The 6,949-nt window shown below is 72.8% G+C and carries 3 protein-coding genes; all 3 read right to left on the minus strand.

Annotated features, from left to right (window positions below):
• Positions 1-59 precede the first annotated feature (59 nt).
• The 3 genes from E1292_RS32930 to E1292_RS32940 are packed head-to-tail and all read right to left on the minus strand — an operon-like array spanning position 60 to position 5,877.
• Positions 60-2,324, minus strand: coding sequence for a type IV secretion system protein (locus E1292_RS32930; protein ID WP_132600123.1), 2,265 nt, complete (start codon positions 2,322-2,324; stop codon positions 60-62).
• A complete protein-coding gene (locus tag E1292_RS32935; RefSeq protein WP_132600126.1) occupies positions 2,321-4,798 on the minus strand; it encodes an ATP-binding protein in 2,478 nt (825 codons plus the stop codon). Before E1292_RS32935 ends, E1292_RS32930 begins: the two co-directional genes overlap by 4 nt.
• A 47-nt stretch (positions 4,799-4,845) precedes the next feature.
• Complete coding sequence (locus E1292_RS32940) at positions 4,846-5,877, minus strand: MinD/ParA family ATP-binding protein (protein ID WP_132600130.1); 1,032 nt, start codon at positions 5,875-5,877, stop codon at positions 4,846-4,848.
• Positions 5,878-6,949: the final 1,072 nt, after the last annotated feature.

The following is a 6,949-nucleotide window of genomic DNA, read 5'->3' on the forward strand; positions in this document are numbered from 1 at the left end:
TCGTCTCCCGCGCAAGCGGGGCGAGAAGCCGCTCCCTTCAGGACGCGGAGGAGTCACGTTCAGTCCTTGTCGGGAGAGTTCGGCTTGAGCCAGAACGGCACGGAAGGGCTGTCACCTCCGGAGCCGCCACCGTCGCCGCCGCTGCGCAGCCAGAGCGGTGGCGCCTCCGAGGAGCGGGACGACGACTCGCCGGAGCCGAAGATCCGGGGGCCTGCCTGGCCGCCGCGCGGCCTGGGCTGGCCTCCGCCGCCGCCCGACCGCGTCCCGCCGGAGCCGTTGGAACCGCCGAACAACCCGCCGCCGGAGCCGCGGGAACGCGTGCCGCCGGACCCGCCGAACCGCGACCCGCGCGGGGCGCCCGACGAGCCGTTACGCGAGCCGCCCGACGAGCCGCCCGACGAGCCGCCGCGCCGCGCCCAGCCGCCACCGGACCCGCCGCCGAACCAGCCGCCACCGGACCCGCCCGAGCCCGCGGATCCACCGGAGCCCGCGCCGGCGCCGGCCCTGCCTCCGGCCCCGCCACCGGCGCCAGGACCGCCGCCGGGCCTGACGCCGCCCGCCCCGCCGCGCGTGCGGGTGGGCGCGCCCAGGTTGAGCGGCGGCGCCGTGCCCCTGCGTGGTTCGAGCGGCGCCCTGGTCGCCGCCTTGCCGCCCTGCTGGTCGGTGTCGAGGGGCGCCGCCGTGGCGGGCACCCGGGTGCCGGAAGGAGCGCCTTCCCCTTCCTCGGCCCGGACCCTGGCCTGGCCTGTCGCCGCCGTGGCCGCCGCACCGGCCGGGTTGGCCGCGGCCGCCGCCCTGATGACCGGCTCGGCCTTGCGCAACCCCCAGCGCCCGATCCTGGCCGACGCGACCGGCGGCAGCGCGCCCGCGGACCGTTCGAGCACGGACGAACTGGCCGCCTCGCCGAGCATGCGGGTGGTGACCGTGTGGCCGTTCAGCGAGGCGAACAGGTGCTGGAACGGTCGGCGGTAGAAGAACACCGCGATCGTCAGCAGGGCCATGAACAGCACCTGCAGCCCCCACGGCATGGCCGTGGAGATGATCAGCGCGTAGCCGTACACGAGCACGCTGAGCACGATCGTCAGCACGGCCTGTCTCAGCAACGTACCGACGAGCATCTCCACCCAGCGCATGGCGATGATCCGCCCGCTGCCCGGATGCACGCCGATGAGCAGGAAGATCGGCCCGAGGATGAGCAGCAGCAGGAAGCCCACCTTCAGCACCAGCAGCGAGACCGCCACCAGGAAGATGAGCGTGCCGGCCACCAGGGCGGCGATGAACGCGCCGACGGCCACGCCGAGCCGGTTGGACCAGTCCCTGCCCGAGAAGACGGTGTAGCGGGGATCGTTCCTGAGCTGCGAGGCCAGCTCCGCGTACTCCGACTGGCGGGCCCCCACGTCGGGGGCGGGCTGGCCGGCGACGGCGGGCGGGATCGACTGGATCTCCAGCATCTTGCGGCCGAAGTCGCGCACGATGGGCTGCTGCGGGTCGGCGGTGCCGAACTGGCCCACCAGCCACGGCTTGCAGACCAGCGTGGACCACAGCGCGTCGGCGTTCTGCTCGACGCCCGGCGTGCCGCCCTGGCCGAAGCCGCCCGGCTTGAGCTCAGGAGTGCTGTCGCCGGGAGGCGGCAGGCAGGACGCGCCGCCCGCGCCCGGCAGGCCGGAGAACGCCGAGTTGACGACCTCGCCGGTCTTGTCGGTGACCACCTTGCCGAGCCCAGTGAAGTCACCCGGCCTGCTGAAGAACCAGACCGCCACGGTGACCGCCAGGACCATCCAGATCACGCCCTCGGCGGTCGTGGTGGCCCGCTTGCGGATCAGCCCGTACCAGGCCAGCCAGATCGCGCCGATGATCACGATGGGGCGCAGGAGCGGCCAGTACATGGCGTTGGCCAGGCTCGTGACGATGTCGTCGACCACGTTCTTGATCGACTGCAGCGGCCCTTCCGTCGCCGCCGCCTGGTACGTGGTGATCGTCAGCCGGTCGACGGCCTTGGCCGCGGTGAAGATGCCGTTGGCCCACATGTTGCCGAGCACGGCGACGTAGTCGGAGCAGCCCAGCTCGTGGGTGTGCCAGAACTGGCCGCTCATCCCGAACTGGCCGTAGTTGGTGGTCGGGGCCTGCGCCCCGCCCTCGGGAGGCGGCGGCTGGATCATGCCGTCGGTGCCGCCGCCGATCACCTCGGGCGCGAGCGCGCCCGACAGGTCGCAGGGGGCCGCGGCCGCCGGGGTGGACACACCGCCCACCACGACGGGCACCACGAGCACGGCGGTGACGAGCGCGAACGCCAGCGCGAGTCGTCGGGATAGCCGGACCTTCATGACCGTACCTCCTGCGCTCTGCCCACGCCCCCCTGAAGATCATCATGCCCGTCGGCGACGGGTTTGTCGTGTGTGGGGTTCGTGTCGAGCCAACGGAGAAGTTCTTCGGAGATCAGATCTACTCCGATGCGGCCCGCTCTGCCATCCAGATCACGGAATACGCATTCGCCGTTTCCGAGCGAGCGCAGCACGGCCTTGTGCTCTTCCGACGGCTCCACCCCGAGCAGGGACATGACGTGGTCCACCTCCACCCGTTCGGTGGACCTGAACGCGAAGACGGACGACAGGCAGTTGGTCACCTGCTCGTTCAGCAGGTCTCCCGCGTTCTGCGAGACCAGCACCAGAGCGGTGTTGCGGGAGCGGCCCATCCGGCTGACCTCGGGCACCAGCTTGGCGCCCTCGGGCGTGGAGGTGATCGCCCATGCCTCGTCCAGGAAGATCGCCTTGGGGGCGCGCCGGTCGAGGCCGTTCATCAGCCTGCGCGCGAACTGGGAGACCAGGTAGAGCAGCGCCACCGACAGCCGCTGCTCGTAGGAGTAGTCGTCCCTCGTCGTGGCCACGTCGGGCAGCGTCAGCCCGCCCAGCGTGAACACGGTCGTCCACCCCTCCGTGTCGATCTGGTCGCCGCCGGAAGGGTCGAAGCAGAGCCTGGCCAGGTGCATCTCCGACATGGAGCGCAGCACCGCGCCGAGGTTCTTCGACGCGGCGTCGCCGGCCTGCTCCAGGAAGTCGACGACCTTGCCCAGCGAAGGGTCGGGCGCGTTCGACACCGCGGCCACCGCCTGGATCATCGCCGACTCGCGCTCCTCCGACATGCGGGGCAGCAGCAGGCGCAGCGTCTCGGTGGCCATCGTCTTCTTCGCCGCTATGTCGTCGCCGAACGAGAACGGGTCGAGCAGCCCGGGCGCCGCCGAGCCGAGCGGGATGATGCGCGCCTTACGCCCCCGCTTGTCGAGCAGCCGTACGAGCGACTCGGCGTCGCCCTTCGGGTCGATCACCGCGACCGTCACGCCGCGCAACGCCATCTGATAGATCATCAGCAGCGCGAGCGTCGTCTTGCCGCCGCCCGGCTCGCCGGTGATCGCGATGGCGGTCGGCCGGTTACGGCTGGCCGCCAGCAGCGGGTCGAAGTGCACGATGCTGCGCGCCCTGCCCACGGTCTCGCCGATGTACGGGCCCAGCCAGCCCTCGCTGCCGTCGTCCAGCCGGTCGCCGAGGTCGACGGTCGCCGTGGCCATGCCGCCCGAGATCGTCCGCAGCGGCTGGCGCTGGGCATAGGCGTTGACCTGCACCTTCTCCCCCGGCAACGCCTCGCGGAACAGCGAGAACTGGTCACCGGTCGAGTTGACCACGTCGATGCCCATGTCGCGGTAGTGCTCGACGACCGCCTCCACCCGCTGCACGCAGATGTCCTCCGTCGGGGCCGACACGATCAGGCGGTGCCAGCCGTACACGAACGGCAGCCGCTCCTTCGTGATGCCGTGCTCCAGCATCCGGGCCGCGTCGATCTGCTCCGCCAGCGCCAGCGGCGCCTCCGCGCCCGCCTCCCGGATGTGGTGGTCCATGTCGCGGGCGTGCGCCAGCTTTCGCGCGACGTCCTTGGACGCCTTGACCGGCGGGATCAGCCGCATCCGCGACGAGATCTCCACGGGGAACGCGAGCTGGTCGGCGAAGTGCATCCACGGCTCGCCGTCGGGGAACGGCATGAGATCGGGGAACCGCGCGAACGACAGGTGAGCCACGTACGAGTCGCCCTGCGGCTGCACGATCCGCAGCAGCGACCTGCCGTTGTGGATCTCGCCCTCCACCAGCGCCTCGATCTCGCCCCTGCCCCAGCGCCGCTTCGGGCTCGCCGACGGCGGCGGGTCGCCCAGAGCGCCCGCGGCCGCGTGCTGGAACAACCACGCCACCTCCACGGAGGTGGCGTGCCTGGCGTAGAGGGCGCTCGACGCGAGCGCTCTGCCCAGCCGTTCCGCCTGTTCCGTCCACCGCCCGATCTCGCTGTCGGGCACGTGGTCGTCCTCCATGCCGAGGGACTTCTCGGTCTTCTGGTAGAAGCCGAGGAGCTGGCTGAGCACCCCGCTGCCGAGCTGCTTGCCGCGCGGCCCGAGCCGCACGCCGAGGTAGACCTCCTTCGACCAGAAGTCCTTCGCCCAGACGTGCCGGTACATCTCCTCCAGGTAGTCGCGCCAGCCGGGCCCCTCGTCGGACGTGGCGTTGAGCGCCATGGCCCACTCCGCCGCGGGGTAGGTGCGGTGCGCGACCCTCAGATGGACCTCGGCGTCCGGCATCCTGATCGCCGCCAGCGCGATCGTGATGTTGGTGGCCAGCGCCTCGCGTTCCTCAGGAGTGACGAACTCGTAGCTGACCGTCGGGAGTCTGAAGTACGCCCATGCGCAGGTGTCCGTGAGCAGGATGCGGTCGTCGAAATAGCGGACCGCGAGGCGCTGGTGCGCTCGTGATGCCCTGCTCATGCCGCCCCCTCAGCGCATGAACGGGCCAGGCCTGCTCGCTTGTTCACTTATCGCTCACCGATTCTCGTGCCCGGGGGGTCACTCGCCAACTCCTCCTCGCTCGGTCGGACGGTCTGTGCCTGTGCCGCGAAGCCCGCTGTCACCACGCCCGCGAGGGCGAGGTAGGCCCGCCGCCCGGCCGCGCGCAACTGCCCGGGGTCGACGACCTCCGCACCGCCCGGCGCCAGATCGTCCTCCCAGGGGACCCTGACGATGGCCCGGCACCTGCCTCTGGCCACCGCCTCCGCCTGCTCGACGTCGGCCATCGACCGCCTGCTCACGCCGTTCACGACCATCACCGCACGCCTGCGCAGCTCCGCACAGCCGTGCCCGTCGAGCCACTCGTACGTCATCGCCACCGCCTCGGACGCCTCCTCGCTCGCCGGGACCACCAGCACCAGCTGGTCGGCGTACGGCAGGACCCGTGCCGCCAGCGCGGCTGCCGGGTCGATGACGGCCAGCTTGTAGTGGCGGTCCAGCAGGCGCATCGACTCGCCCAGCCGGTGGTCGGAGAAGAGGGACCGGTCCGCCAGGCGCTGCTCGGCGCCGGCGTCGGTGTCGGCGCTGATCACCTCGAGCCCGGAGGCCGTCCTGGTGGTGTATCCGCGCATGGAGAGGTAGCCGCCGACCCGGTCGAGACCGGACAGCAGCGAGGTGAGCGTCTCGGGGGTCTCCAGCTCGATCTTGCTGGTCAGGGTGCTGCCGCCGGTGTTGGCGTCGACGGCCACCACCCTGTCGTCGCGGTAGCGGGCGAACGTGTGGCCGAGCATGAGCGCGGTCGTGCTCTGCCCGGCGCCGCCGGTGCAGCCCAGCACGACGACCCTGCGGCTGCCGCTGAACACGCCCCTCGCCCTGGCCTCGTCGATCTCGGAGCCGTCGGTACGGACACCGCCCCCGCCGACGACCACCTGCGCGATCCGCCGCCACCCGCCGGAGTCGCGGCCGACCACAGACTCGACCCGGCGTACCCGGCCCTCACCAGGGCGCGGCACGGGCACCGGCGGCACCAGCTCGCCGCCCCGGCCGGTTTCGCTCCGCAACGGCGGCGCGTCCTGCCCCGCGGCGCCCTGACCGCCCGGCCGCGCACCCCTCCGGCCGCCTGCCGCTGGCTTGGGTCCGCCCGCCACCGGAACGTCCCGTCCGCTGTCGGGCCCAGCACTGTGGGCGCTCCCCGCCGGAACGTCCCGATCGCCGGAAACGTCTGCACCGTGACCATCAGCCACCCGAGCCTCGCGGGCACCGCGAGCGCGCGCCGCCGAGGCGTCACGACCACCGACCGCATCGGGCGCGGTCGTGCCGCGCCCGCCGGCCGCATCGGGTACGGGCGTGCCGCGCCCGCCGACCGCCCCGGCCGCGCTCGTGTCACGCTTGCCGACCGCACCGGGTACAGGCGTGTCGCGGTCGCCGGCCACATCGGGTGCGGGCGTGCCGCGCTTGCCGACCGCACCGGGTACAGGCGTGTCGCGGTCGCCGGTCGCTTCGGGTGCGGGCGTGTCGCGGCCTTTGTCGGTCGTCCGGCCCCGTCCGGAACCGTCGACCGGGACCAGTGCCGGCCTCGCACGACCGCGCCTCGCCTGGCCTCGCGTCGAGGGCTCCGGGGCGCCTGGCGCTTCCCGTACGTCCGCGACCTGGCCGGGGGTGTTGCCCGCCTCTTCCCGGACCGTGTCCGGCGCGCCCCCGGACTCGGCGGTGACGGCGTCAGGCACGTCCTGCGCGGCACCACCCGATCCCGGCGAGACGGCAGCCGGGGTGCCGTCGCCTGATCCCCTCGCGACAGCACCCTCCGAGGGGCTGCCCGCCTCTCCGGCCTTCGACGGAGCGTCCGCGGCCCCAGCCACGTCACCGGCAGCACCCGGCGGAACGTCAGCGGCCGCACCACCGGCAGCGGCCGAGGAACCGTGGACGGCCTCAGCCCTCTCACCGGCAGCGGCCGAGGGAACGTCGGCGGCCTCCGGTGTGTCGGGCGCGGCGCCGACGGCTTCGGCCCGATCGTCTCCTGCGGCCGGCACTCCCGTGCGGTCGTCTTGGGTGGCTTCCGTAGCGGTGGCTCCCGTGGCGGTGGCTCCCGTGGCGGTGGCTCCCGTGGCGGTGGCTCCCGTGGGGGTGGTGGGG

It is taken from the genome of Nonomuraea deserti, assembly GCF_004348685.1.
GTDB classification, from domain to species: Bacteria; Actinomycetota; Actinomycetes; order Streptosporangiales; family Streptosporangiaceae; genus Nonomuraea; species Nonomuraea deserti.

What these genes read in the sequence shown, in the direction of transcription:
- E1292_RS32930 (WP_132600123.1), bottom strand. Translation starts at nt 2,324, where the DNA reads ATGAAGGTCCGGCTATCCCGACGACTCGCGCTGGCGTTCGCGCTCGTC.
- E1292_RS32935 (WP_132600126.1), bottom strand. Translation starts at nt 4,798, where the DNA reads ATGAGCAGGGCATCACGAGCGCACCAGCGCCTCGCGGTCCGCTATTTC.